The organism is Streptomyces griseus (assembly GCF_900460065.1).
GTDB lineage: Bacteria > Actinomycetota > Actinomycetes > Streptomycetales > Streptomycetaceae > Streptomyces > Streptomyces griseus.
This window is the reverse complement of record NZ_UAVD01000038.1, coordinates 40452-64812: the sequence shown is the minus strand read 5'-3', so window position 1 is coordinate 64812 and position 24361 is coordinate 40452. Positions and strand designations below refer to the sequence as shown.

Here is a 24361-nt window from a genome sequence, read left to right as displayed (position 1 = left end):
CCGGTTCCGGACATGATCGGGTGAATCGTGTATCAGGTGATGGGAACGGCCTGCGGGCCGTCGGCGGGGAGGGAAGTCCCTTGAGCACTCCGAACAAGGACATCGAGAAGGTCGAAGTGCGGGTCAAGTGGGACCCCAGCCCGCACGGGGCGGCGGCGAACGACCTCGACATCATCGCGGCGACCTACCCGGCCGACGAGCCGTACGGCGCCCCCGCCTACCTGGTCCACTTCGACAGCCGCTCGCCGGACGGCACCATCACCCTGAACCGGGACAGCCGGACGGGCCAGGGTTTCGGCTTCGACGAGGTGATGACCATCGAGCTGAACCGGCTGGCGGAGCGGTACGGGCGGGTGGTGGTCGGTGTCGCCATCCAGCAGCGCGACGGTCACAAGACGTTCGGCGCCATAGGGAGCACGGCGATGGAGATCGTGGAGGGCTACACGAAGCTGGCCGAGAGCGACTTCTCCGACGTGGCGTGGGCGAGCGCCGCGGTGGTCGGGGAGTTCACCCGCGACGGTGCGGGGCTCTGGGGCTTCCGGTCGGCCGTACGCGGTTACGACGGCGACCCCGACGCGTTCGCCGCGGCGATGGGGAGCCGTACCGCGCAGGGGTGACATCGGCCAGTTCCGGACAACCCGGGACGGCACACCGAAGGGGACCGGCCGGTGGCCGGTCCCCTTCGTGAGCCGCGGGTCGGTCAGTCCCTACGCGGTTCCGCTTCCGGTCAGCTGCAACCGCTCGTCGAGCCGCAGCCCTCGCAGATGTAGCAGGAGCCGGCGCGCTGCATCTTCGTACCGCAGGAGAAGCAGAGCGGGGCGTCGGCGCTGATGCCGAGCTGCATCTCGACCAGTTCGGCCGAGGTGTGAGCCGTCTTCGGCGCGGGCTTCACGGCGGACTCCTCGGGAGCCTCCACCACCTTCAGGGGCTCGGCGCGGACCGGGGCCGACTGGGCCAGGCTGTCCGCGTCCGCTCCGTCCGCCTCGAACGTCGGCTCGTAGCTTCCGGTGTCCAGGTGGCGCTGGCGCTCCTCGGCGGAGTGGATGCCGAGGGCCGAGCGGGTCTCGAAGGGCAGGAAGTCGAGCGCCAGGCGGCGGAAGATGTAGTCGACGATCGACTGCGCCATCCGCACGTCCGGGTCGTCCGTCATACCGGCCGGCTCGAAGCGCATGTTGGTGAACTTCGAGACGTAGGTCTCCAGCGGGACGCCGTACTGCAGACCCACCGAGACGGCGATGGAGAAGGCGTCCATCATGCCCGCGAGGGTGGAGCCCTGCTTGGACATCTTCAGGAAGACCTCGCCGAGACCGTCGTCCGGGTAGGAGTTGGCGGTCATGTAGCCCTCGGCGCCGCCCACCGTGAAGGAGGTGGTGATGCCGGGACGGCCCTTGGGGAGGCGCTTGCGGACCGGGCGGTACTCGACGACCTTCTCGACCGCCGTGCGGATGGTCTCCTCGGCCTTCGCGGTGACCTCTTCCTTCTCCTTGTCCTTGGACTTGGCGGAGAGGGGCTGGCCGACCTTGCAGTTGTCGCGGTAGATCGCGAGCGCCTTGACGCCCATCTTCCACGCCTCGAAGTAGACCTCCTCGACGTCCTCGACGGTGGCGCTCTCGGGGAGGTTCACCGTCTTGGAGAGCGCGCCGGAGATCCACGGCTGGATGGCCGCCATCATCCGGACGTGGCCCATCGCCGAGATGGAGCGCTCGCCCATCGCGCAGTCGAAGACCTCGTAGTGCTCGGTCTTCAGGGCGGGGGCGTCGACCACGTTGCCGTTCTCGGCGATGTGGGCGACGATCGCCTCGATCTGCTCCGGCTGGTAGCCGAGGCGGCGCAGCGCCTGCGGCACGGTGCCGTTGACGATCTGCATCGAGCCGCCGCCGACCAGCTTCTTGAACTTGACCAGGGCGAGGTCGGGCTCCAGACCGGTGGTGTCGCAGGACATCGCGAGACCGATGGTGCCGGTGGGCGCGATGACCGAGGCCTGCGCGTTGCGGAAGCCGTTCTTGGCGCCGAGCCGGATCACGTCCTGCCAGGCCTCCGTCGCGGCGGCCCAGACCGGGGAGTCGAGGTCGTCGACGTGGACGGCCTTGGCGTTGGCGTCGGCGTGCTGCTTCATGACGCGCTGGTGCGGCTCGGCGTTGCGGGCGTAGCCGTCGTACGGGCCGACGACCGCGGCCAGCTCCGCGGAGCGGCGGTAGGAGGTGCCGGTCATCAGCGAGGTGATGGCTCCGGCGAGCGCGCGGCCGCCGTCGCTGTCGTACGCGTGACCGGTCGCCATCAGCAGGGCGCCGAGGTTGGCGTAGCCGATGCCCAGCTGGCGGAAGGCGCGGGTGTTCTCGCCGATCTTCTGCGTGGGGAAGTCAGCGAAGCAGATCGAGATGTCCATCGCGGTGATGACCAGCTCGACGACCTTGGCGAAGCGCTCGGACTCGAAGGACTGGTTGCCCAGGCCGTCGTCCTTGAGGAACTTCATCAGGTTCAGCGAGGCGAGGTTGCACGAGGTGTTGTCCAGGTGCATGTACTCGCTGCACGGGTTCGAGCCGTTGATCCGGCCGGACTCCGGGCAGGTGTGCCAGGCGTTGATGGTGTCGTCGTACTGGATGCCGGGGTCGGCGCAGGCCCAGGCGGCCTCGGCCATCTTGCGGAAGAGGGACTTGGCCTCGACCTCTTCGATGACGTCGCCGGTCATCCGGGCGCGCAGCCCGAACTTGCCGCCCGTCTCGACGGCCTTCATGAACTCGTCGTTCACCCGGACCGAGTTGTTGGCGTTCTGGTACTGGACGGACGTGATGTCGTCGCCGCCCAGGTCCATGTCGAAGCCCGCGTCACGGAGGGCGCGGATCTTCTCCTCCTCCTTGACCTTGGTCTCGATGAAGTTCTCGATGTCGGGGTGGTCGACGTCGAGAATGACCATCTTGGCCGCGCGGCGGGTGGCGCCGCCCGACTTGATCGTTCCGGCGGAGGCGTCGGCGCCGCGCATGAACGAGACCGGGCCGGAGGCGTTGCCGCCGGAGGAGAGGAGCTCCTTGGAGGAGCGGATACGGGAGAGGTTCAGGCCGGCGCCGGAGCCGCCCTTGAAGATCATGCCCTCTTCCTTGTACCAGTCGAGGATCGACTCCATGGAGTCGTCGACGGCCAGGATGAAGCAGGCGGAGACCTGCTGCGGCTGGGGCGTGCCGACGTTGAACCAGACCGGGGAGTTGAAGCTGAAGACCTGGTGCAGGAGGGCGTACGCCAGCTCGTGCTCGAAGATCTCCGCGTCCGCGGGAGAGGCGAAGTAGCTGTGGTCCTCGCCGGCCTTCCGGTACGTCTTCACGATCCGGTCGATCAGCTGCTTGAGGCCGGTCTCGCGCTGCGGCGTGCCGACGGCCCCGCGGAAGTACTTGCTGGTGACGATGTTGACCGCGTTCACCGACCAGAAGTCGGGGAACTCGACGCCACGCTGCTCGAAGTTGATCGAGCCGTCGCGCCAATTGGTCATGACGACGTCACGGCGCTCCCACGCCACCTCGTCGTACGGGTGCACGCCGGGGTTGGTGTGGATGCGCTCGATACGCAGACCCTTGCTCGCCTTGGCGCCCTTGGTGCGGGAACCTCGTGCCGGGCCGCTCGCCGTCTCTGTCATGCCGCCTCCCATATGTGGGCGAAAACGCCCTGAAGTGCCCAGATCTTCCCAGGCACAATGTGTGTCCGATGCTCCGGGAGCCGCACTCGGCAGCCGGAAGCACATCTCATGTCGCCCTGCCGCCCGTCCGCAGTCATGACGTCTGCGGGCACGGGCGCCCCGGGCGGGTACCGCTCAGTCGGCGGCGATGGCGGGCGCGGGGACCTCAAGGGTCTCTCCGCTCCCGCGGTCCTCTGCGGAAGGCCGCTGCGCACGCAGTTCCACGATGGCGGCCTCGAAGTCTTCCAGGGAATCGAACGCCCGGTAGACGGACGCGAAGCGCAGGTACGCGACGAGGTCGAGTTCCTGCAGCGGGCCGAGGATGGCCAGCCCCACGTCGTGGGTGGTCAGCTCGGCGCTGCCGGTGGCGCGCACCGCCTCCTCGACCCGCTGGCCGAGCTTGGCGAGGGCGTCCTCCGTGACGGGTCGCCCCTGGCATGCCTTGCGGACGCCGGAGATGACCTTGGTGCGACTGAAGGGCTCGGTCACGCCACTGCGCTTGACCACCATCAGTGAGCAGGTCTCCACCGTGGTGAAACGGCGGGAACAGTCGGGGCACTGGCGGCGGCGACGGATCGACGTCCCGTCGTCGGTGGTGCGACTGTCGACGACCCTGCTGTCGGGGTGCCTGCAGAAGGGGCAGTGCATGGCTCCCAACCCTCCCTCACACGCACGACTGAATAGCCTCTTCAGGGCCTTGTCCGGGCCCTTGGAAGCAGTCCCCAGCATAGGCGATGACCACGGTGCGGTTGAACCGCGACCACAACTTCTGGGCGACTGGAGCAATCCAACCACTAGATCTAGGGTTGGGTCGCTTTTCCGGCCCCATCGCGTGTCGCGCGCCGGACCCCGCTCGGAGGCCGCCCGGGGGGAGCGTGGGCCACGGACGAGGGTACGGGAGACACGGGGCCGCCGAGCCGCCGGGGCTCCGGCGCGCGGGTCCGGATGAAAGACTCGGCCCGGCACCGCGACGGGCCTCCACGAGGCGGTCGCGCGACCTCTATTCTGTTGCTCATACACCTGTCGGCAGCAGTGCGGCACCCCTTTATTCGTTTTTCACTCGAACGTGTGTTTGGCGCAACCTTTCGAAAGCTACTACCGTTGTCCAGCTAGGGAGAACATTCGAAAGGGGCCGACGTGACCACCACCGCAGACAGTGCCACCATCACCGCCCGGGACCACCGCTCCCAGAGCCGACTTGAGCCGGTGCATGCCATGAATGACTCAGTCACGAACACGGACGGGCCCGACCCCGCGCGCCCGGGTCGTTCCATGCCCGGCAGGCCCCCCGGCATCCGGGCGGACAGCTCGGGACTGACGGACCGGCAACGGCGGGTCATCGAGGTCATCCGCGACTCCGTGCAGCGGCGGGGTTACCCGCCCTCCATGCGGGAGATCGGTCAGGCGGTGGGCCTGTCCAGCACATCGTCGGTCGCCCATCAGCTGATGGCGCTGGAGCGCAAGGGCTTCCTCCGCCGGGACCCGCACCGGCCCCGCGCCTACGAGGTGCGCGGATCGGACCAGCCCAGCACCCAGCCGACCGACACGACGGGCAAGCCCGCCGCCTCCTACGTACCGCTGGTGGGCCGGATCGCCGCCGGTGGACCGATCCTCGCCGAGGAGTCCGTCGAGGACGTCTTCCCGCTCCCCCGCCAGCTCGTCGGCGACGGTGAGCTGTTCGTCCTCAAGGTCGTCGGCGACTCGATGATCGAGGCCGCGATCTGCGACGGCGACTGGGTCACCGTCCGTCGCCAGCCCGTCGCGGAGAACGGGGACATCGTCGCCGCCATGCTCGACGGCGAGGCGACCGTCAAGCGCTTCCGCCGGGAGGACGGTCACGTATGGCTGCTCCCTCACAACGCCGCGTACCAGCCGATCCCCGGCGACGAGGCGACCATCCTCGGCAAGGTCGTGGCGGTGCTGCGCCGGGTCTGAGGTACGCGTCGGTCACGGCACGCCCGCCCCGGGATCCCTACCTAGGACGTCGATCATGGCGTCGGTCCCGGGGCTTTGCCTTGCCCGACCGCCCGGAGGAAGCCGGCAGCCGGGCGGCCCCCGGCGGATCAGGCCCCGTCCGCCTTGGCCTGCGCGTCGATGGCGGACAGTGAGCGACGCGCCTGGTTCCGGTCGGTGGTGTACCAGAAGTCCGGCAGCGAGGCGCGCAGATAGCTTCCGTACCGCGCGTTCGCGAGCCTCGGGTCCAGCACGGCGACGACGCCCTTGTCGCCCGTGGCCCGGACCAGCCGGCCCGCGCCCTGGGCCATCAGCAGCGCGGCGTGCGTCGCCGCCACCGCCATGAAGCCGTTGCCCCCCGCTTCCTCGACCGCCTTCTGCCGCGCGCTCATCAACGGATCGTCGGGCCGGGGGAACGGAATCCGGTCCATGACCACCAGCTGGCAGCTGGCTCCGGGGACGTCCACGCCCTGCCAGAGCGACAGGGTGCCGAAGAGGCAGGTCTCCGGATCGGCGGCGAAGTTCTTGATCAGCTCGCCGAGCGTCTCCTCGCCCTGGAGCAGGATCGGCCTGTCCATCCGCCCCCGCAGCTCCTCGGCCGCCGCCTTGGCTCCCCGCATGGAGGAGAACAGCCCCAGCGTGCGACCGCCTGCCGCCTCCACCAGCTCGGTGAGCTCGTCCAGCATGTCCGTACGCGACCCCTCGCGCCCCGGGGTGTTCAGATGGCGGGCGACATAGAGGATGCCCTGCTTCGGGTAGTCGAACGGGGAGCCGACGTCCAGCCCCTTCCACTGGGGGACGTCCTCGCCCGCCGTGCCCTCGGGGGCCAGCCCGAGGGAGGCGCCCACCCCGTTGAAGTCCCCGCCGAGCTTGAGGGTGGCCGAGGTCAGCACCACGGATCGCTCGGCGAAGAGCTTCTCGCGCAGCAGCCCGGAGACGGAGAGCGGGGCGACCCGGACGGAGGCTCCGAACCGGTCGTGCTGCTCGTACCAGACGACGTCGTACTCGGAGCCCTGGGTGATGCGCTCGGCGACCCCGTGGATCGACTCGACCGAGGCCAGAGCCTGCTTGCGGACGGCGTTCTCGTCCTCGACCGACTTGTCCCGGGTGGCGCCGATGGCGGAGATCACCGTGCGTGCCGCGTCGCGCAGCGCCATCAGGGCGTACCCGAGGTCCTCGGGCACCTCCTCCAACCGCCCCGGGAGCGCCACCTCCATGACCCGTTCGAAACCCTCGGCGGCGGTCTGGAGGGAGTCGGCGGCCTTCTCGTTGACCAGCTTCGCCGCCCGGCGGACCGCGCGGTTGACCTGGGCCGGGGTCAGCTCGCCGGTGGCGACGCCGGTGACCCGGGAGACCAGCTCATGGGCCTCGTCGACGATCAGCACCTCGTGCGACGGCAGCACCGGCGCGCCCTCGATCGCGTCGATCGCGAGCAGCGCGTGGTTGGTCACGACGACGTCCGCGAGCTTCGCGCGCTCGCGGGCCGCCTCCGCGAAGCACTCGGCGCCGTACGCGCACTTCGTCGCGCCGAGGCACTCCCGCGAGGAGACCGAGACCTGCCCCCAGGCCCGGTCCGAGACGCCGGGGGTCAGGTCGTCCCGGTCGCCCGTCTCCGTCTCGTCCGACCAGTCCCGCAGCCGCAGCAGGTCCTGGCCGAGCTTGCTGGACGGGGCCGCCGCCTCGAACTGGTCGAACAGCCCCTCCTCCTCGTCCTGCGGAACCCCTTCGTGGAGCCGGTGCAGGCACAGGTAGTTCGACCGGCCCTTGAGCATGGCGAACTGCGGGCGGCGGCGCAGCAGCGGGTGCAGGGACTCGACCGTGCGCGGGAGGTCCCGCTCCACCAGCTGCCGCTGGAGGGCGAGGGTGGCCGTGGCGACGACGACCCGCTCCCCGTGCGCCAGCGCCGGCACCAGGTAGCCGAGCGACTTGCCCGTACCGGTGCCGGCCTGGACGAGCAGGTGGGATTGGTCGTCGACGGCCTCGGCGACGGCCTCGGCCATGGTGACCTGGCCGGGCCTTTCCGTACCGCCGACGGCGGTGACGGCGGCGTGCAGGAGCTCGGGGAGGGATGGCTTTCTCATAGCCCGACCAGCCTACGGCGCACCACTGACATCAGCGATCACTCCCGGACGCGGGCGGAGGGGTGCAACGGGTTGGGGACCGTGCCGTGGATCGCCGCGTGCGGACGGCTGGCGCGGTCCCGGTAGCCGTCGACGAGCAGGCGGTTGCGGTTGAGGCAGAGGCGCTCGATCTCGGGGGTGAGCATGTCGAACAGCGCGAACCTCTCCCTCAGCTCCGGGAAGCGCGCGTGGTGGCGGACTATCTCCGCCCGGACGAGTGACCAGAACGCGTCCTCGGAGACGCCGAGCTGTTCCTCGCACAGGGGTGAGAGATAGCGGAAGACGCCGACGAAGAGACCGGAGTGGATGAACTGGGTGAGGAAGGACGGCTCCTCGGTGAGGAGTACCGCGCGCACCTCGTCGGGCATGGTGGCGTGTTCCGGCAGCGGGTGGGCGCTGATGTTGACGTCGTCGACGAAGTCCTTGATGGCGAGCCGTACGGGCACGTCGCTCTCGTCGAACACGACGATGGCGTTCTCGCCGTGCGGGGAGAAGACGGTGCCGTAGCGGTAGAGGAAGTGCAGCAGGGGCGGCAGGAGCGCGGCGAAGAGCCGCTTCAGCCAGGCGTCCGGGGAGAGGCCGGAGCGCTCGACCAGCTCCGCGGTGAACGCGCGGCCCGCCGGATCCGTATGGAGGAGGGAGGCGAGCGTGCGGGCCCTCTCGCCCGGGGCGAGGCGGGGCGGCAGGGGCTCCCGCCAGATCGCGCCGAGGAGTTCCTTGTACTGGTAGGGGGCTTCGGGGAGATGGTCGTAGAGCGGGTGCTCGACGGCGACGGAGGCGACCTCGCCGAGGAGGACGACCCGGCAGGTGTCGCGCAGGAACGCGTCGTCCTCGCAGAGCCCTTGGACCCAGGCGGTGACGGCGGGGGCGGCGAGGGTCCGCTCGGTCGGCAGGCCGCGCCAGACCAGGGTGTTGAGGATGGAGAGCGGGAGCTTGACGGTGTGCCGCTCGGGCCGTTCGATGTTCGCGAAGGTGCGGATGGACTGCTGCGGGAGGCGGGCGTCCCCGTCGCCGTGCAGGGCGACGATGTCGCCGTCAGCGATGGCCGGGGCGAACAGGGGCACGATCCACTCGTCCCACTGCCAGGGGTGTACGGGGAGGTAGAGGTAGTCCCGCGGGTCGCGCCCCCGGGCCCGCAGCACCTCCGCGAAGGCCTCCCGGACGTCCTCGTCGAGCTCGCCGGCGTACAGCTGCTCGGGGGTGCCGACGGGGCCCACGCCCCGGTACTGCGCGATGCGGGTGCTGACCGCGATCCACGGCAGCCGGAGCGGGCTGCGGGTCTCGGGGGTGAAGCGGGACGCGTCGGCGGCGGAGAAGCCGAGCCGTCCCTTGCTCGCCACCAGCCAGGGGTGGCCGGTCTGATGGCCTTCCAGCTCCGCGTAGTCGAGCGCGGCGAGCTGTTCCGCGGTGAGCGCGGTGTGGTCGAGCCGGGCGTCCGCGGAGAGCGTCAGGGTCAGTTCGCGGATGAGGTGGCCCAGCGTCGTGCCGTCGAGTCCGAGGAGGCGTCGGGCCCGGGTGAGGAAGGTCAGCGGGTCGCGGAACGGCCGGGGGCCGACGGCCGCGCCGTTGGACCGCGCCTCGGCGCTCACGGCGCCGGGTGTGCCGTTGGCCTGGGCGGCCGACGGCCCCGTCGTGGCCTCGATCGAGTCGGGGTCGACGCGCCAGCTGCCGTAGACGCCGCGTCGGGCCGTGAAGGCGAGTGCTCCCCCGTCGTCGAGGGTCAGCCGGTGGCGTCCGCCGGTCCCGGGCTCGGGGACCGGCTCGATGATCTTCTCGTAGGCGAACTCGCCGAGCATCTTGGCGAGGAGCCGTGCGGCGGCCCGGTCCCAGATCTGTCGGCTCAGCTCCGGAGGGCTGAACAGCTGCGGGGACTCGGCTGATTCACGGCTCGCGGGATATATCGGCACGGGGACTCCTCCGGATGGAACCTCTGGGGTTCGAGCGGTGTGGAAAGTGCGGTGAGTAAGTCACAGCTGGGCTCGGTACGTTCGGTCGCGGATCATCAGCGCGGCGCGTTTGTCGGGGAGATCCACTTCGGCGGAGAAGCGGAAACCGGCGCTGAGGAACGCGGATACGGAGGGGGTGTTGCGCAGGTCCGGCTCGGCGACGACCCGTCCGCACCGCGGAAGGTTGTCCAGGACGAGGTCGGCGACGGCGCGGAGCAGGGTGGTGCCCACGCCCCGGCCGCGGTTGTGCACGCCCCCGATGAGGAGGTGGATCCCGGTGTCGTGGGGGCGGGCGGGGTAGTGGCGGGCCAGGGGGTCGAGGTCGGCGCGGTAGATCTCCCAGTAGCTCATGGGGGTGCCGTCGAGCACGCCCAGGCACGGGATGCTGCGTCCGTCCCCTTCGAGCTGGGGCCTGAGGTGGTCGGCGGTGACGGATTCGGGTCCGGCCAGCTCCCAGAAGGCCGCCACGGCAGGATCGTTCATCCAGCGGCTGACCACGGCGAGATCACGCTCCGGCCGGACGGGGAGGAGGGCGAACTCTCCCGCCGTCGTGGCCGCGGGCGGCCAGGCCCCCGGGTCGCCCAGCAGCTCGTGGGTGACCCGGGTCCGGGCCGCGCCGGTGTCTCGATCCCCGGCGATGAGGGCGAGGAGCTCCTCGGTGAGCTCCAGGTCGAGGGTGTCCTCGACGCCGGCGCCGCCGTCCTCGCGGCCGCCGGAGCGCTCGCGGAAGGGCGGTTCGCTGCCGGTTCGTTCGCTGATGGGCCGTTCGGGCCGGGACCGTTCGGTGCCGGACCGCTCGGCGGAGCCTCGGCCGGCCGGTATCGCGTCGGATTCCGCTGAGGGTTCGGCGGGAGGCACGGTGGCGCTCTCCTCTCTCGACCGGGTGCGGTCGGTGGGCGTCTCCGGAGGGGTGCGGTCGGATTCTGCCCGGGGCGGGTGGTGCTCAGCTGTACAGCGGGTTGGCGATGGTGACGTACACGGACTGGGTGTCGACCGGTCCGACCAGCTCGTCGAGGCCGTGGAGCCGGGTCAGCAGGTTGGCCTTGCAGCGCAGTTGCCGGTTCTGCAGGAGATACGCGGGCAGGGGCGAGCCCAGTTCCGCGGTCTCGGTGAGGAAGTCGCTCAGGACGGTGAGGAGTTCCCGCTCGTCGGCCAGGCGCTGGGCGCCGAACGCCCCGATCAGGCCGAGGACGTTGTTGATGCCGAGGTAGTAGGCGAACCGTTCGTCGGTGACGGGGTCGGAGACGAAGGTGTCGCTGACGGCGCCGATGCCGGGGAGGCGGCGTTCCAGCTCGTCGCGGCGGGAGTCGCGGAAGTAGTAGCCCTGGTTGTCCCGGTAGCGGCCGCCGACGGGCCAGCCGTCCGGGTCGAGGAGGACGAGGGTGTTCTGCTGGTGGGCCTCCAGGGCCACTCCGGCGTGGGCATCGAGCCAGAGGACGGGGCGCACGACGTGGTGCAGATAGCGGCGGAACCATTCGGTGGAGACGGCGCCGGCACCGCGGCCGCTGCGCGCGGCCAGACCGGAGACGACCTCGGCGAGCCGGGAGCGCATACCGGGCCGCCCGGGCCGGGGGCGCTCGGCGGTGAGTCCCGCGATGCAGGCGGCGTCGTCGCCGGGGCCGAAGGGGTTGTGGCGGAGCACGACGTCGAGCCCCGTGACGGGCGCACCCTCGGGGTCGTCGACGGCGAGCCAGGCGGGGTCCCGGACCACGTCGAAGCCGGGGTGCTCCCGCTGCCAGCGCTCGGCGAGTCCGGTCGACAGGAGGCGGTGGACCTCGACGCCCCGGTGCAGTTCCTTGCGGAGGTTCTCCCGGCGGGAGTTGGTGATGCGTACGCCGAGGGAGAGCTTGAGCATCACCCGCGCACCCGGCCGGTGCACGGTGCGGATGGAGGAGGTGGGGTGCCAGGGTTCGCCGTGCGGGCCGAGGTCGTGGAGCAGGCCGGTGTCGGCGAGGGCACGGACCTGGGGGCGGTGGATCAGGTCGGCGGCCTGCCAGGGGTGTACGGGGACGGCGACCGTGCCGGGGGGCAGGGCCAACCCTTCGGCGTGCGGGGCGAGCAGTTCGTCGGCGGTGGCAGGGCCGCCCTCGGTCCAGGCGGAGTCGGTGGCCACCAGAGACCGGTCGACGGCGAACCAGTGGAGCGGGAAGGACCCGTGGAGCTCGGGGGAATAGCGCCGGGACTCCGCTTCGGAGAGGCCTTCGCGGCTCTTGGGCGTGGGGTGGAGGGGGTGGCCGAGCAGCAGGGACTGTTCGGCGGTGAGGAAGAGGTCGGCCTCGGCGGGGTCGGCCGGGTTGCGCCGCCGCTGGTCGATGAAGCCGGCGGTGTGGCGTACGGAGTCGGCGACCCGGCCGACCAGATCGCCCGCGCCGCTCTCGCCGCCCTCGCGGCCGATGAGGACGGCGACGGTGGCGGCGTCGGCGTGCGGAGCCCCGGCGGGGGCGTTCTCCAGGACGGGCGGGCCGAAGCGGTGGGTGCCGGTGGCGGACCAGTAGTGGACGGGGACGAGCAGGGCGGTGCCGCTGGCGGGGAAGGGGATGCGCAGGGTGTCGCCGGCCGGGCGGGGCAGGTCGCTCTCTCGGGTCCAGCAGCGCAGCAGGCTCTCCGTGCCCGCCGCGTCGGCGGCCCGCAGCGGGTCCGGGTCGTCGAGGGGGTCGGGGGCCGGGCCCTGGCCCGCCGGGGCCCGGAGGTCCGGACCGGGCGCGTACGCGGCGGGGTCGGGATCGCGCGGGGACTTCTGGCGGGGCACGGTCGTCGCCTCGACCGTGCCGGGGGCGGCCGGTCCGTCCTGCCCTCGGTGCTGGGGGGTGCCGTGGCCGTCGGCCTCGGACGCGGGGGTGGGGTTCACGGCGTTCTTCCTTGTGGGGATTCCGGGTTCAGGTGGTCGGCCCGGCGGTGGTCCGACGGTGCGGGGAGCGCGTCGCGGCTGCCAGCGCGTCGGCGAGACGGTCGACGACGGCACTCGCCTGTTCGTCGGTGAGGGTGAGGGGCGGCAGGAGGCGGACCACGGCGTCGTGGCGGCCGCCCAGTTCGACGATGAGGCCGCGCCGCAGACATTCCTGCTGGACGGCGAGGGCGAGGGCCGGGTCGGGGGGTGGGGCGGGGTGGTCGTCGCCTGCTTCGGCGGGCAGGGGCGCACGCTCGGGATCCACCAGCTCCATGCCGATCATCAGTCCACGCCCCCGTACGTCACCGATTCCCGGGTGATGTGCCCGCAGCTCCCCCAGACGGGCGAGCATGCGGGCCCCCAGGACCGCAGCGCGGTCCGCCAGTTGATTCTCCCTGACGTACGCGAGCGTGGCCGCGCCCGCCGCCATGGCGAGCTGGTTGCCACGAAACGTACCCGCGTGTGCGCCCGGCTGCCAAAGATCCAGTTCAGCGCGGTAGACGATCACGGCGAGGGGCAGGGAACCGCCGATGGCCTTGGAGAGGACCATGACGTCGGGGACGACGCCGCTGTGCTCGACGGCCCAGAAGGCGCCGGTTCTGCCGACCCCGGTCTGCACCTCGTCGGCGATCAGGGGGATGGAGCGGTCCTGGGTGATCCGGCGCATGCGGCGGAGCCAGGGGTCGGGGGCGGGATGGACACCGCCCTCGCCCTGGACCGGCTCCACGATCATGCCCGCGGGGGCCGGGACCCCGCCCTTGCGGTCGTCCAGCAGGTGTTCGGTCCAGCGGGCGGCGAGCTCCGCGCCGCGCTCGCCGCCGGTCCCGAACGGGCAGCGGTAGTCCTGCGGGAAGGGCAGCCGGGTCACCGTGACGTCGGTGGCGCCGCCGGAGGCCGCGAGGGCCCCGGCGGTCATGCCGTGGTAGGCGCCGGTGAAGGTCAGCAGGCCGGTGCGGCCGGTCGCGGTGCGGACCAGCTTGAACGCGGCCTCGACGGCGTCCGTGCCGGCCGGGCCGCAGAACTGGATGCGGGCGTTGTCGGCGAACTCGCGCGGCAGGGTGGCGAACAGCTCGGTGGTGAAGGCGTCCTTGACCGGGGTGGCGAGGTCGAGCACGTGCAGGGGCGCGCCGGAGTCGATGACCTTCCGGATCGCTTCGAGCACGACGGGGTGGTTGTGTCCGAGGGCCAGGGTGCCGGCGCCCGACAGGCAGTCGAGGTAGCGGCGTCCGTCCGCGCCCTCGATGGTGAGCCCCCGGGCGCGCACCGGGACGATCGGCAGGGACCGCGCGTAGGTCCGGGCCGCCGATTCGCGCTGGGTCTGGCGGCGGAGAATGCCCTCGTGGGCGGGGGGCGGCACCACCGGAGCGGGTTCGGTCACGGACACGGCTCTTGATCCTCCTGCGGTAACGGTCGCGTTGCACGTCGGTACGGTCTCGCCCGGACGCACCAAGGGCGTGAACGCCGTCCTGGTGTCCCCCGTCCGTACCAACGACGCCGTCCGCGATGGATCACGGGTGATTCGGAACATCCTCGCGGCGACGGAACCGTGGACCTGCCGCTCACCGTCACCATCGGCACCGGCATAGTGGGGGCCGCACAGCGGCGCGGAAACACCTGCTCCGGCGCCCGAAGTGTCCGCAATGCAGCACGAGTACCGAGTGACGAAGTCCCAGGGGGATCACGAGATGCGACCCATTCGCCCGACCGATACCGCACGGCGCGCCAGGCGCGCACGGCGCATGCCCTCCTCCGCGCTCGCCGCGACCGCCGTCGCCGCCGTGCTGGCGCTCACCGCCACGGCGTGCGGTCCGGAGGAGGACAACCCGGGCGGTACGCCCAGCGCCTCGGCCGAGCAGCCGTCCGACGGCAAGGTCGTCATCCCGGACGACCTCAAGAACCGGCTCAAGGAGCACGGGATCGACCCCGACAAGTGGCGGGACGGGGAATGGAAGAACTGGGACAAGGACAAGTGGCTGCGTGAGGCCAAGGACTTCGTCAACCCGATCATCGACGGGCTGTGGGACCCGGACCGGATGCGGGAGGCCGACAAGCCCCCGGAGAACCCGGTCGACAACGACATCTCGGGCGACGACGGCGTGACGGACCCGACGCCCGCCCCGGTCCGGGCCGCCGGAGTCGCGACGCCGTACCACGACAACGCCCCCGAGTCCGGGAAGCTTCTCTTCGACGGTCCGCAGGGCTCGATGGTCTGCTCCGCGACCGTGGTGAAGGACCCGGCGAACCCCGGCAAGTCCAACATGGTGTGGACGGCCGGGCACTGTGTGCACGCGGGCAAGAAGGGCGGTTGGTACCGCAACATCGCCTTCGTCCCGGCGTACAACAACGACGGCCTGTCGACGGCCGAGCTGGAGAACGCGCCCAAGGAGAAGATCGCTCCCTACGGTGTGTGGTGGGGCCAGTGGGCCCAGACCTCCGAGCAGTGGATCGAGCAGGGCGCTGCGGTCGGCGGGCAGGGCGCCCCGTACGACTTCGCGGTGCTGCACGTGACCCCGGAGAAGGGGGCGGGCGGCAAGTCGCTGGAGGAGACGGTCGGTTCGGCCCTGCCGGTCGAGTTCAACGCTCCCGCCGTGCCGGAGATCGACTCCATGACGGCCACGGGTTACCCGGCCGCGCCGCCGTTCGACGGCCAGAAGCTGCTCCAGTGCCAGGACGAGCCGGGTCGGCTCTCCGTCTTCCAGGACCAGCCCACGATGTACCGCGTCGGCTGCACGATGACCGGTGGTTCCTCCGGCGGCGGCTGGGTCGCGGCCGGGCAGGACGGCAAGCCCGCCCTGGTCTCGAACACCTCGATCGGCCCGGTCACCGCGGGCTGGCTGGCCGGACCCCGGCTCGGCAAGGAGGCCGAGGGCGTCTACCGCGCGGTGAGCGAGAAGTACGCGGGCCGGTAGGGCTCGCGAGCACATAGGGCCGAGCGCTCCGGGGTGTCCAACACCTCGATCGGCCCGGTCACTTCGGGCCGGCCCGCCCCCGGCTCGACGACGACGCCCGGCGTGCCTGCACGATGATGAGCGACAGGTTCGCCGGGCGGTAACCACGGCCGCCGACCGCCCGACAGGACGAAGGCCCGGCCCCGACTCTCCGGAGAGTCGGGGCCGGGCCTTCGTCCTGTCGGGCGGTCCCTGATCCGTCAGTGCGCGGCGGGGACGAACGTCCCGAGCTCCGCGGCCAACTCCTCGTGGACCTGGGCCTTGAGCAGGGTGCCCTCGGCGGTGTGCTCCTCGGAGAGCACCTCGCCCTCGGCGTGCACCCGGGAGACGAGAGCCCCCTGGATGTACGGCACGAGCACCTCGATCTCGACGGACGGCCGGGGCAGCTCGGTGTCGATGAGCGCGAGCAGCTCGTCGATTCCGGCGCCGGTCCTGGCCGAGACGGCGATGGCGTGCTTCTCGTTGCGCAGCAGCCGCTGGAGGACCAGGGGGTCCGCCGCGTCCGCCTTGTTGATCACGACGATCTCGCGCACATCCACCGCCCCGACGTCCCGGATCACCTCGCGGACCGCCGCGAGCTGCTCCTCGGGCACCGGGTGGGAGCCGTCCACCACGTGGAGGATGAGATCGGACTCGCCGACCTCCTCCATGGTGGAGCGGAACGCCTCGACCAGGTGGTGCGGCAGATGCCGGACGAACCCGACGGTGTCGGCCAGGGTGTAGACACGGCCGCTGGGCGTCTCGGCCCTGCGGACGGTCGGGTCCAGGGTGGCGAACAGGGCGTTCTCCACCAGGACACCGGCTCCGGTCAGACGGTTGAGCAGCGAGGACTTGCCCGCGTTGGTGTATCCGGCGATGGCGACGGAGGGCACCTTGTTGCGCTTGCGCTCCTGCCGCTTGATCTCGCGGCCGGTCTTCATCTCCGCGATCTCCCGGCGCATCTTCGCCATCTTCTCGCGGATCCGTCGCCGGTCTGTCTCGATCTTGGTCTCACCGGGACCACGGGTGGCCATGCCGCCACCGCCGCTGGAACCGCCGCCGCCCATCTGGCGGGAGAGCGACTGGCCCCAGCCGCGCAGCCTGGGCAGCATGTACTGCATCTGGGCCAGCGAGACCTGCGCCTTGCCCTCACGGGACTTGGCGTGCTGGGCGAAGATGTCGAGGATCAGGGCGGTCCGGTCGACCACCTTCACCTTGACGACGTCTTCCAGGTGGATCAGCTGGCCGGGACTCAGCTCACCGTCGCAGACAACGGTGTCGGCACCGGATTCGAGCACGATGTCCCGCAGCTCCAGCGCCTTGCCCGAGCCGATGTAGGTGGCCGGGTCCGGCTTGTCGCGCCGCTGGTACACCGCGTCCAGCACCTGCGCGCCCGCCGTCTCGGCGAGTGCGGCGAGCTCCGCGAGGGAGATCTCCGCGTCGCGCACCGTCCCCGAGGTCCAGACGCCCACCAGCACCACGCGCTCCAGGCGCAGCTGGCGGTATTCGACCTCGGTGACGTCCTCGAGCTCCGTGGAGAGACCGGCCACGCGTCGCAGCGCGGCACGCTCGGAGCGGTCCAGCTGGTCGCCGTCCCGGGCTCCGTCGATCTCGTGGCTCCAGGCGACGTCCTCTTCCATCAGGGCGTCGGCCCGAAGGCTCTCGGTGAGGCTCTCGGTGGTGTTCTCCGTGGCGCTCCGCGCGTCCTGCGCGTCCTGGGGAAGGGAAGAAGAGGAGGTCATTGGATCCTTACGTCGATAGAAGTCTTTACGTCAGTCACAACGTGTGATGTTCCCGGATGATTCCCTGCCGGGAACTCCGGTGCGGTCCGCCGCGCCGACGCGTCGATAGTGGCACGGCCCCACCGGGCGCGTCACGCGGGTTTCGCGCTGCTCCAGTCGGGGTGGCCCGGCATCGGCGGGGTCTTCTTCCCGTACAGCCAGCCGTCGAAGAAGGCGGTCAGATCACGCCCGGCGATACCGGACGCCAGCCGGGTGAAGTCGGCGGTGGACGCGGTGGAGTCCCGGTGCACCCGGACCCAGGTGCGCTCCAGCCGGTCGAAGGCGGCCTCGCCGATCTCCTGGCGCAGGGCGTAGAGCACGAGGGCGCTCCCGTCGTACATGACCGGCCGGAAGAGGCTGAGCTTCTGACCCGGGGCCGGTCCGTCCGGGTGCGCCGGAGGGCCGCCGTCGGCGCGCCAGCCGTCGGAGAGGCGGTAGGCCTCGCGCATCCGCCGCTCCAGGGTCCCGCCGCCGTTCTCCTCGGCGTACCGGGCCTCGTACCAACTGGCGTGCCCTTCGTTGAGCCACAGGTCGGACCAGCTAGCGGGCGAGACGCTGTCGCCGAACCACTGGTGGGCCAGCTCGTGGATCATCACCGATTCGACATACCACTCCGGGTAGGCGGGCTCGGTGAAGAACGACTTCCCGAACAGCGACAGCGTCTGGGTCTCCAGGGCGAACCCGATGGGGCTGTCGGCGACGAGCACCCCGTACGTCTCGAAGGGGTAGCGGCCGACCCGCCGCTCCATCCACTCCAGCTGGGCCGGGGTCTTCCTGAGCCAGGGCTCCAGCTTCTTCCGGTCGGCGGCCGGGACGACGTCGCGCACCGGCAGTCCGTGCGGGCCGGTGCGGTGCGGCACGGCGGAGCTGCCGATGGAGACCTGGGCCAGCTCGGTCGCCATGGGGTGCTCGGTGCGGTAGGTCCAGGTGGTCGTGGCCCCGTGCCGGGTCTTCCCCGCCGGCAGACCGGAGGCCACCGCCGTCAGCTTCTCGGGCGCGGTGATCCGGAAGGTGAAGTACGCCTTGTCGGAGGGGTGGTCGTTGCCGGGGAAGACCCGGTGGGCGGCGTCGGCCTGATTGGCCAGGGCGAGGCCGTCGGCGGTGCGGACCCAGCCGCCGTCGTCCCCGGATCCGCTCGGGTCGCTGGTGTGCCGGACGGTGATGTCCAGCGGGACGCCCGCGGGGAGGCGGCGGGGGGCTTGGACGACGAGGTCCTCGCGCTTGCCGCCGAAGTCGGCGGTCCGCCCGTTGACCTCGACGCCGTGGACGGTTCCCCGGGCGAAGTCGAGGTTGATCCGGTCCAGCGGGGCGGTGGTGCGGGCGCTGATCTTCGTGACCGCGTCCAGGGGCCGGGTGTTGCGGCCGTGGTACGTGAAGGCGATGTCGTACGCGAGGACGTCGTATCCGGGGTTGCCCAGTTCGGGGAAGAGGCGGTCGCCGATGCCCAGGGGCTCGGGCGCGGGCAGGGCGGCGGCGACGAGGGTGGCCGAGGCGGTCGCCAGCAGGGCGACGCGCAGGCGGCGGGTGAGGGACGGCATGGACTACCGCTATCAGCGCGTCGCCGCCCGGCCGGGGAGCCGCGCGCCGCACCACCCGAACGAGGTCGGCCCGCATGGGAGGACGGGTTCGGCCGGCCGGTACGCGCTGCCTCGGGCCGGGCGGCCTGAGGAGATCACCGCCGCGGACCGCTCCCGGTGCGCGCCGCTTTCGTGGGGCGGCTCAGCCGGCCGGGGCCGGGTGCTGCGCGCGGCTGACGTCGTAGACCCCGGCGACCTCGCGCATGGCGCGCATCAGGGCGGGAAGGCCCGCCGCGTCGGGAAGCTGGAGGGTGTACGTGTGGCGGACGCGCTGCTCGCTGGGCGGTTCCACGGTGGCGGAGACGATCGCCGCCTCGGCTGTGGCGATGGCCTCGGTGAGGTCGGCCAGGAGCCGGGGGCGGCCGAAGGACTCGGCGACCAGGGTGACCCGGCAGCCCGCGTCGGACTCCCGGCCCTCCGCGGCGGCCCAGCGGGCCCCGACCGGGGCACGGCCGATCTCCCGCATGGCGGCCACGGCGGGGCACTCCCGGCGGTGCACGGTGACGGCGCCGCCGCGGACGACGAAGCCGGTCAGCTCGTCGGGGGGCACCGGCGTACAGCAGCCGGCGAGCCGCACCGGGGCGTCCGGCCTGTCGACGAGGACGCCGGTGGCGCGGGGGCCGGAACGGGTGCGCGCCGGCGCGGCGGGCTGGGCGTCGCGCTCCGGGGCGGCGGCCCCGTCCGCTCCGGGTCCGCCCGCGTCCACGGTCTCCGGGTCGGGCTTCGCCTCGTCGGGGTGGTCGGCGAGCCAGCCGGTGATCGCGATCCGGGCGGCGGGGGTGCGCGCGTGGTCGAGCCAGTCGGGCGAGGGGCCGGAGGCGGTGTCCTGGGCGAGGAGCAGCTGCACCGTGTCGCCGTCGCCGAGGACGGTGCTCAGGGTGGCTAGGCGCCCGTTGACCCGGGCTCCGATCGAGGTGTGGGCCCGGTCGCCGTACTGCGCGTAGGCGGCGTCGACGCAGCTGGCCCCGGCGGGCAGCCCGAGGGTGCCGCCGTCGGTGCGGAACACGGTGATCTCGCGGTCCTGGGCGAGGTCGTCGCGCAGGGTGGTCCAGAAGGTGTCGGGGTCGGTGGCGGACTCCTGCCAGTCCAGCAGCCGGGAGAGCCAGCCGGGCCGGGTGGGGTCGGCACGCTCGTCGGTCGGCTCGCTGGCCGCGTTGGCGGCGTGGTCCTGGGCGTACGGGTTGCCCAGGGCGACGACGCCCGCCTCGGCGACCTTGTGCATCCGGTGCGTACGGATGAGGACTTCGGCGACGGCTCCCCCGGGCCCGACGACCGCGGTGTGCAGCGACTGGTACAGGTTGAACTTGGGGGCGGCGATGAAGTCCTTGAACTCGGAGATCACCGGGGTGAAGCAGGTGTGCAGCTCACCGAGGACGGCGTAGCAGTCGGCGTCGTCGGTGACGAGGACGAGCAGCCGGCCGAAGTCGGTGCCGCGCAGCTCTCCGCGTTTCCTGCGGACCCGGTGCACGGAGACGAAGTGGCGGGGCCTGATGAGGACTTCGGCGCTGATTCCCGCGTCGCGCAGGGTGCCCCGTACGTTGTCGGCGATGGTGTCGAGGGGGGCGTCCGGGCCCGTCGCGGCGGCGATCAGGGCGCGGGTGTGCTCGTACTCCTCGGGGTGCAGGATCGCGAAGACCAGGTCCTCCAGCTCGGTCTTGAGCGCCTGCACGCCGAGCCGTTCGGCGAGCGGGATGAGGACGTCCCGGGTGACCTTGGCGATCCGGGCCTGTTTCTCGGGGCGCATCACCCCGAGGGTGCGCATGTTGTGCAGCCGGTCCGCGAGCTTGATCGACATGACCCGGACGTCGTTGCCGGTGGCGACGAGCATCTTCCGGAAGGTCTCCGGTTCGGCGGCGGCGCCGTAGTCGACCTTCTCCAGCTTGGTGACGCCGTCGACGAGATAGCAGACCTCGTCGCCGAACTGCTCCTTCACCTGATCGAGCGTCACCTCCGTGTCCTCGACGGTGTCGTGGAGCAGGGAGGCGGTGAGTGTGGTGGTCTCGGCGCCGAGCTCGGCGAGGATCAGGGTGACGGCCAGCGGGTGGGTGATGTAGGGCTCGCCGCTCTTGCGCATCTGGCCGCGGTGCGAGGACTCCGCGAGGACGTAGGCCCGGCGCAGGATGGTCAGGTCGGCGTCGGGGTGGTGGGCGCGGTGCGCCTCGGCGACATGCCCGATGGCGTCGGGCAGCCGGTCGCGGGAGACCGGGCCGCGCAGCGCCACCCGGCCCAGTCTGCGCAGGTCGATCCGGGGGCGGCTCCGCCTGCGAAGGGGAGCGCCCGGATCGGCGGCCTCTGCACTCATGGGCACCTCCGGCGACGTCGACCGGCACGGGGGAGGAGCGGATGCCCCTCGGGGCCGGTGCTTGATGCTACCGACCCCACCACGTGGCGCAGTCCCGCTCTCGCCCAGCGTGAAACGGATCACCCATTCGAGCGAAGCTCGGGGCGGTCATCGTTTCGAGCGAGCCATTCCTCAGGAGGTTTCGAGCCACGCCCGGTCGATGACGCCCTCGGCGACGATCACCGCGGGGCCGGTCATGTCGATCGCGCCGTCGGGGTGCTCGGTGATGACGAGGGTGCCGCCGGGGAGGTCCACCCGGTAGGTGGCCGGGAGGCCGGTCGTCGCGGGGTCGGCGCCGTCCCGGCGGGCGGTGGCGACGGCGACCGCGCAGGCGCCCGTCCCGCAGGAGCGGGTCTCGCCGGAGCCGCGCTCGTGGACGCGCATGCCGACGTGGCGCGGGCCCCGGTCGACGACGAACTCGACGTTGACGCCGTCGGGGTAGACGGTCCCGGGGCTGACGGGCGGGGCGGTGAGCAGGTCGCCGGCGTGGTCGAGGTCGTCGACGAAGGCGACCGCGTGCGGGTTGCCCATGTTGACGTTGCGGGCGGGCCAGCTGCGGTCGCCGACGCTGACCGTGACGCTCTCCCCGGGCAGCAGGGCGCGTCCCATGGAGACCGTGATGTCGCCGTTCTTCGCGAGGTGCACGCGCTTGGGGCCGCCCCGGGTGGCGACGGTGAGGTCGCCCTCCTCGACGAGGCCGGCGCGCTGGAGGTAGTGGGCGAAGACGCGCACCCCGTTGCCGCACATCTCGGCGATCGAACCGTCCGCGTTGCGGTAGTCCATGAACCACTCGGCCGCGTCCGCCATGGACCGTGCCTCGGGGTGCGCGGCGGACCGCACGACGTGCAGCAGGCCGTCCCCGCCGATGCCGGCCCGGCGGTCGCAGAGCCGGGCGACGGTGGCGGCGGGCAGGGTGAGGGCGTTGTCCGGGTCCGGGACGATCACGAAGTCGTTCTCGGTGCCGTGGCCCTTGAGGAAGGCGATCTGCGAGGTGCTCACAGGCCAACTGTACGAGGCGGCGCCGACCACCCGCACGGGCGGACCCGGCCGCGCGCCGACTCGCCGCGACGCCGTCAGCGCAGTCGGGCCACGCGCCAGACGGCGAGGGCGACCAGGGCGCCGCCGGTCGCCACGTACAGCGCGATCACCCGCCAGTCGGGGCGGGCGCCGGAGCCGCGGGAGGGCAGGCCCGGCCAGGTGTGCCCGACCCGGCGGGCGGCCATCATGCCCCAGCCGGCCGCGCAGCAGCTGATCAGGAGCCCCAGCATGGCGACGATGGCGCCGCCGTCCCCGAACTCGAAGGCGAGGGGGAAGGCGAACATCAGCGAGCCGACCGCGGCCAGCACCACGATGGGGGCGAGCTGCCAGATCCGCAGCTTGCGGGTGGGCCGCAGCTCGACCTCGACCTCGGGGGCCACGTCCTGCTCGTCGGGCCCGTCGGGACTCAGCCGTCCCGCGGTCTCCCGCGGCGACGGCACGTCGTGCTCGGTGTCGCGCTGCTCCGTGTCGCGAGGGCCGGCCTCCATCGCCACGCGCCCTCCCAACTCGGACTCCACTGGTGGATCGATGCTCGATGATGGCACGATCACGGGTGCCGCATTGACGGCCGGAGCTTCCCGATGCCATCACGTGATCAGGCTGTGACCGCCCGTTCGACCAACGTCAGCGCCCGGTGCGGGAGTTCCCCCCGGTCACGGTGTCCGCCGCCGAGCCACACGACACGCGCGTCGCGGCGGAACCACGAGTCCTGACGGCGGGCGAAGCGCTTGGTGGCGCGTACGGTCTCGGCCCGGGCGTCGTCCTCGGTGCACTCCCCCGCGAGCACGGCGAGGATCTGCTGGTATCCGAGGGCGCGCGAGGCCGTGAGGCCCTCGCGCAGACCGGCCGCCTCCAGGGCGCGCACCTCGTCCACGAGCCCCGCGTCCCACATCCGGTCGACGCGCCGGGCGATGCGCTCGTCCAGTTCGGGGCGCTCCACGTCGACGCCGATCTGCACGGCGTCGTAGACCGGCTCGTCGCCGGGGAGGTTGGCGGTGAACGGCTTGCCGGTGATCTCGATGACCTCGAGGGCGCGGACGATGCGTCGGCCGTTGCTCGCCAGGATGGACCGGGCGGCGTCCGGGTCGGCGGCGGCGAGACGTTCGTGCAGCACGCCCGAGCCGCGCTCGGCCAGCTCCGCTTCGAGGCGGGCACGCACCTCGGGGTCCGTGCCGGGGAACTCCAGGGCGTCGATGGCGCCCTTCACGTACAGCCCGGATCCGCCGACGAGGATCGGTGTGCGGCCCTCGGCGAGCAGCCGGTCGATCTCCCGGCGGGCCAGTCGCTGGTACTCGGCGACGCTGGCGGTCTCGGTGACGTCCCAGATGTCCAGCAGCCGGTGCGGCACGCCCTCGCGCTCGGGCAGCGTCAGCTTCGCTGTGCCGATGTCCATGCCCCGGTAGAGCTGCATGGAATCGGCGTTGATCACCTCGCCGCCGAGCCGCTGGGCGAGGAAGACCCCCAGATCCGACTTTCCGGCTGCGGTGGGGCCTACGACGGTGATGACGCGGGGGGCGGAAGCGGGAGGGGTCACCGGGACAGTCTCCCAAATCCGGGGCCTCCCGAACACGCCGGGTGTCCGGCCGGGTGTCCATGGGTACGCGGCCGGGCGCGGAGAGCGACGTCGAGGAGGCGTCGGGGAAGCGCGACAGGCGTGTAAAAACGGCAGGAACGGACAAGTGACGGACAATGGGGGCGGGAGAGACCTCCCGCGAACAGCTCTCAACAGTCCTCACTGCACGGAAGGTGACCCAATGGGGTTCCTGGACAACCTGAAGGCCAAGCTGGGACCGGCCAAGGACAAGGTCGGCGACCTCGCGCAGCAGCACGGGGGCAAGATCGAGCAGGGCCTCGACAAGGCCGCGCGCACGGTCGACCAGAAGACCAAGGGCAAGTACAGCGACAAGATCGACTCGGGGACGCGCAAGGCCAAGGAGGCCGTGGACAAGCTGGGGAACAAGGACGGCGGCGCCCCCGGTGCTCCCGGCGCCCCCGGTGCGTCCGGCACTCCCGGGGCCCCTGGTACGCCCGGTGCTCCCGGTGCGCCGGGGACCCCTGGTGCTTCGGGTACCCCCGGCAACACCCCTCCGCCGCCGCCCGCCTCCTGACCCGGTGACCGCGGACCGG

At 71.8% G+C, this 24361-nt stretch carries 17 protein-coding genes; 4 read left to right on the top strand and 13 right to left on the bottom strand.

Features of this window, described 5'->3' with window-relative positions; all coding sequences use genetic code 11:
- Positions 1-50: 50 nt before the first annotated feature.
- On the top strand, positions 51-617 hold the full coding sequence (locus DTB53_RS27400) for a TerD family protein (RefSeq protein WP_256091218.1): 567 nt from the start codon (positions 51-53) through the stop codon (positions 615-617).
- A 110-nt stretch (positions 618-727) separates the two neighbouring features.
- Here DTB53_RS27400 and DTB53_RS27395 read toward each other — a convergent pair whose 3' ends face one another.
- A complete protein-coding gene (locus DTB53_RS27395; RefSeq protein WP_003965788.1) occupies positions 728-3625 on the bottom strand; it encodes a vitamin B12-dependent ribonucleotide reductase in 2898 nt (965 codons plus the stop codon).
- 174 nt (positions 3626-3799) lie between these two features.
- Positions 3800-4312 carry a transcriptional regulator NrdR gene (gene nrdR, locus DTB53_RS27390; protein ID WP_003965790.1) on the bottom strand — a complete coding sequence of 171 codons (513 nt, stop codon included), beginning with the start codon at positions 4310-4312 and terminating at the stop codon, positions 3800-3802.
- Between the two features lie 489 nt (positions 4313-4801).
- On the opposite strand from nrdR, the gene lexA reads away from it, so the two are divergent.
- Positions 4802-5599: a transcriptional repressor LexA gene (gene lexA / locus DTB53_RS27385; protein ID WP_003965791.1), complete on the top strand. Its 798-nt coding sequence runs from the start codon at positions 4802-4804 to the stop codon at positions 5597-5599.
- A 128-nt stretch (positions 5600-5727) separates the two neighbouring features.
- Here the strand turns inward: lexA and DTB53_RS27380 are convergent, their stop codons facing one another.
- From DTB53_RS27380 to DTB53_RS27360, 5 genes are all read right to left on the bottom strand, one after another.
- Positions 5728-7698 carry an ATP-dependent DNA helicase gene (locus tag DTB53_RS27380; RefSeq protein ID WP_012378730.1) on the bottom strand — a complete coding sequence of 657 codons (1971 nt, stop codon included), beginning with the start codon at positions 7696-7698 and terminating at the stop codon, positions 5728-5730.
- A 38-nt stretch (positions 7699-7736) separates the two neighbouring features.
- Positions 7737-9644, bottom strand: a complete 1908-nt coding sequence (locus DTB53_RS27375; protein WP_012378731.1) for an IucA/IucC family protein — start codon at positions 9642-9644, stop codon at positions 7737-7739.
- A 60-nt stretch (positions 9645-9704) separates the two neighbouring features.
- Positions 9705-10541, bottom strand: a complete 837-nt coding sequence (locus tag DTB53_RS27370; protein ID WP_012378732.1) for a GNAT family N-acetyltransferase — start codon at positions 10539-10541, stop codon at positions 9705-9707.
- Between the two features lie 85 nt (positions 10542-10626).
- Positions 10627-12531 carry an IucA/IucC family protein gene (locus DTB53_RS27365; RefSeq protein WP_012378733.1) on the bottom strand — a complete coding sequence of 635 codons (1905 nt, stop codon included), beginning with the start codon at positions 12529-12531 and terminating at the stop codon, positions 10627-10629.
- Positions 12532-12559: 28 nt separating this feature from the next.
- The gene (locus tag DTB53_RS27360) at positions 12560-13954 is read right to left on the bottom strand and encodes a diaminobutyrate--2-oxoglutarate transaminase family protein (RefSeq protein WP_012378734.1); all 1395 of its coding nucleotides are present in this window, start codon (positions 13952-13954) and stop codon (positions 12560-12562) included.
- A 355-nt stretch (positions 13955-14309) separates the two neighbouring features.
- On the opposite strand from DTB53_RS27360, the gene DTB53_RS27355 reads away from it, so the two are divergent.
- A complete protein-coding gene (locus tag DTB53_RS27355; RefSeq protein WP_042495936.1) occupies positions 14310-15479 on the top strand; it encodes a trypsin-like serine peptidase in 1170 nt (389 codons plus the stop codon).
- Between the two features lie 239 nt (positions 15480-15718).
- Here DTB53_RS27355 and hflX read toward each other — a convergent pair whose 3' ends face one another.
- From hflX to miaA, 6 genes are all read right to left on the bottom strand, one after another.
- Positions 15719-17239 (bottom strand): GTPase HflX, encoded by a 1521-nt coding sequence (gene hflX, locus DTB53_RS27350; RefSeq protein WP_012378736.1) that lies wholly within the window; start codon positions 17237-17239, stop codon positions 15719-15721.
- 131 nt (positions 17240-17370) lie between these two features.
- Complete coding sequence (locus DTB53_RS27345) at positions 17371-18816, bottom strand: M1 family metallopeptidase (protein ID WP_012378737.1); 1446 nt, start codon at positions 18814-18816, stop codon at positions 17371-17373.
- Positions 18817-18997: 181 nt separating this feature from the next.
- Positions 18998-21157 (bottom strand): RelA/SpoT family protein, encoded by a 2160-nt coding sequence (locus DTB53_RS27340; RefSeq protein WP_012378738.1) that lies wholly within the window; start codon positions 21155-21157, stop codon positions 18998-19000.
- A 171-nt stretch (positions 21158-21328) separates the two neighbouring features.
- Complete coding sequence (dapF, locus tag DTB53_RS27335) at positions 21329-22195, bottom strand: diaminopimelate epimerase (RefSeq protein ID WP_012378739.1); 867 nt, start codon at positions 22193-22195, stop codon at positions 21329-21331.
- 74 nt (positions 22196-22269) lie between these two features.
- Positions 22270-22722, bottom strand: coding sequence for a hypothetical protein (locus DTB53_RS27330; protein ID WP_003965802.1), 453 nt, complete (start codon positions 22720-22722; stop codon positions 22270-22272).
- A gap of 107 nt (positions 22723-22829) precedes the next feature.
- On the bottom strand, positions 22830-23768 hold the full coding sequence (miaA, locus tag DTB53_RS27325; protein ID WP_012378741.1) for a tRNA (adenosine(37)-N6)-dimethylallyltransferase MiaA: 939 nt from the start codon (positions 23766-23768) through the stop codon (positions 22830-22832).
- A gap of 220 nt (positions 23769-23988) precedes the next feature.
- On the opposite strand from miaA, the gene DTB53_RS27320 reads away from it, so the two are divergent.
- Positions 23989-24342 carry an antitoxin gene (locus DTB53_RS27320; protein ID WP_012378742.1) on the top strand — a complete coding sequence of 118 codons (354 nt, stop codon included), beginning with the start codon at positions 23989-23991 and terminating at the stop codon, positions 24340-24342.
- The last annotated feature ends 19 nt before the right edge of the window (positions 24343-24361 follow it).

Excerpts from the sequence above, each read along its gene's own strand:
- DTB53_RS27320 (WP_012378742.1), top strand. The coding sequence starts at position 23,989 with ATGGGGTTCCTGGACAACCTGAAGGCCAAGCTGGGACCGGCCAAGGAC.
- hflX (WP_012378736.1), bottom strand. The coding sequence starts at position 17,239 with ATGACCTCCTCTTCTTCCCTTCCCCAGGACGCGCAGGACGCGCGGAGC.
- DTB53_RS27340 (WP_012378738.1), bottom strand. The coding sequence starts at position 21,157 with ATGAGTGCAGAGGCCGCCGATCCGGGCGCTCCCCTTCGCAGGCGGAGC.
- DTB53_RS27330 (WP_003965802.1), bottom strand. The coding sequence starts at position 22,722 with ATGGAGGCCGGCCCTCGCGACACGGAGCAGCGCGACACCGAGCACGAC.
- DTB53_RS27355 (WP_042495936.1), top strand. The coding sequence starts at position 14,310 with ATGCCCTCCTCCGCGCTCGCCGCGACCGCCGTCGCCGCCGTGCTGGCG.
- DTB53_RS27395 (WP_003965788.1), bottom strand. The coding sequence starts at position 3,625 with ATGACAGAGACGGCGAGCGGCCCGGCACGAGGTTCCCGCACCAAGGGC.
- DTB53_RS27345 (WP_012378737.1), bottom strand. The coding sequence starts at position 18,816 with ATGCCGTCCCTCACCCGCCGCCTGCGCGTCGCCCTGCTGGCGACCGCC.
- DTB53_RS27380 (WP_012378730.1), bottom strand. The coding sequence starts at position 7,698 with ATGAGAAAGCCATCCCTCCCCGAGCTCCTGCACGCCGCCGTCACCGCC.
- nrdR (WP_003965790.1), bottom strand. The coding sequence starts at position 4,312 with ATGCACTGCCCCTTCTGCAGGCACCCCGACAGCAGGGTCGTCGACAGT.